Here is a 2063-nt window from a genome sequence, read left to right as displayed (position 1 = left end):
CGAACCCGGAAGCTAAGACCCGGCACGGCGATGGTACTGCACCCGACAGGGTGTGGGAGAGTAGCACACCGCCGCAACACACGTTACGAAAACCCCAAACCAATGGTTTGGGGTTTTCCCATATCCACTTCACAAGGGGGAGCCACCGGCGGCGGCAACGCCACCGGGACTCCCCCTTTTTCATATGTCCGCATGGCATCCATGCCACCCCCGGATTCTTCGGCTCGCTTCGCTCACTCACGATGACACGGGGGTATCGGCATCCGTTTTCCTCCGTCACAGGCAGAAACCGATCATGACGTTGCCGTCGTCATCGGCATCCGCTCCATATCCTGGTGTCCCGTCGGATCGGATGGTCATGAAACGGCCATCGCGACGCGGGCTCGCGGAACGCAGCCACCATCCATGATTGTTGGATGGGCGCAGCACTCCGGAGGGGTCACTCTGGTTGACGCCGAGATTGGAGAAAAGCTGATATTGTGGCCCGTCTTTCGCGGCGCCCTCTGCGTTGAAGACGTCTGCCACGTATTCGGAGCCTTGTTCGTAGTCGCTACGAGGAATCGTCCCGCCTATTTCGGTAAGGGACGGCAGCCAAATCTTGTCCTCGGAAGTCGTGACGCTGCGTGGATCATCGGTCACGCCTACTCCATTCGATGGCTTTCGTGCCGTGACGATATGGTTACGGACGTCCGAGTCGAATTGGTCCAGCAGATTGTCGTTCAGCCAGCTGCGCATATTGCTCTGCTGCCATCCGCCGTTGCTGTTCTTCGATGAGTTCATGGATCGTGTCGTCAACGAGGTCGATGCGATGAAGGTGATGCCGGCTAAAGAACCATCCGACGCAACATCCTGGCGGAATCCGGCTATGCGAACGGGAATTGACGTGCCATCGGTCAGCTGTACGTCCTTGGTCTGTGCGCTGGAAAGCTTTCCGCTTGCGTCGGTCAGATTGAACCGTTCGGCGATGTCAAGTGCCTCGCTGTCGGAGGAGGCATTGGATATCTGCGTGGAGATACGGCTCAGTTCATCCCACGAATAGTCGGCGAGTTGACGCTTCGCCGTGATTGTCGTGGACGGCGAGGACTCCTGTTCTGGCGTGGCGTTGCCGGCGTTATCGGAGCTGCCGGAACTCGTGGAGAGGCTCGATTCTCCGTTGCTGCCGGTCATGATCTCACGCCAGCTTTGATGTTTGACGGCCGGTACGCCGAAGGCCACCGCCGCAATCAAGGCTATGGCGGCCACTGCGCAGATACCGATGATGAGAAAGGGACGGTTGTCACGTGAGGCCGTCGTCGATGACGGTGTAGGTGTAGGTGTAGGTGTAGGTAACGGCGACGTTGGCTTTGATGTTGTCGATATTGACCATCTTGCGGTGGGACGCAATACGGTTTCCGGCTGTTGTTCGCAGCCGGCCTCGTTTTGCCCTTTGCCTGCTGGCAACGTTGCTCCCAGGGCCTCATCGTAATCGTTCACGGCATATCCGCAGTTTTCGCAGAATTTGCTGCCTTCGACGATTCGGCTTCCGCAGTTTTCACAGAATCTCATGGTTGCCCCCTGCCAGTGCCTCTCTGCTGTCGACAGTGCTGCCGTGACGTTGCCCGCCGGCTGTCTGCTTCCAGAGTAGGCATTACCGGGGGTCTAGTGCAAAACGAATTACACATACCGTTCTCTGCTGGATATTGCCGTGCGCGGCCGACGTATGACGCCGCATGACGAGAGACATCATGTGGAAGATATTTCCGACAATAATGGCGTATTGGATGTAATGGCGTACTCCTGTGTACTCCTGTTGTATACGTATGCGGCCGGTGGCATCGTCTGTATTCAGGTAAATGGGGAATGAATATCGGGCGACACGCCGTCCGGGGGATGGGAAGACGACTTTTTTCGATGATTGTGCGTCGTATACTGGCCGTAGACGTGAAAAAATGCTTGATTGCGACACGCCGGGGGAGGCGTTTGTTTTCAACGTTTTTGGTGGGTTGGTTTTGGGTTGGTTTGCGTTGTTGGTTGGGGTCGTGTATGTTTATCTCTTGCTGCCCGGCACGGATGGTTCAGGTTTT

General features: G+C 56.7%; 1 protein-coding gene and 1 pseudogene. Both read right to left on the bottom strand.

Annotated elements, in window-relative coordinates; all coding sequences use genetic code 11:
- Positions 1 to 276: 276 nt before the first annotated feature.
- A complete protein-coding gene (locus tag KIH77_RS10575; protein ID WP_308283373.1) occupies positions 277 to 1242 on the bottom strand; it encodes a DUF6273 domain-containing protein in 966 nt (321 codons plus the stop codon).
- 237 nt (positions 1243 to 1479) lie between these two features.
- Positions 1480 to 1545 (bottom strand): annotated as a pseudogene (locus KIH77_RS10650) (zinc-ribbon domain-containing protein); the annotation flags it as partial.
- Positions 1546 to 2063: the final 518 nt, after the last annotated feature.

This window comes from Bifidobacterium pluvialisilvae (genome assembly GCF_019331695.1).
Taxonomy (GTDB): Bacteria; Actinomycetota; Actinomycetes; order Actinomycetales; family Bifidobacteriaceae; genus Galliscardovia; species Galliscardovia pluvialisilvae.
Note: the sequence above shows the minus strand (reverse complement) of the source record. Positions and strands in the feature narration are given on the sequence as shown.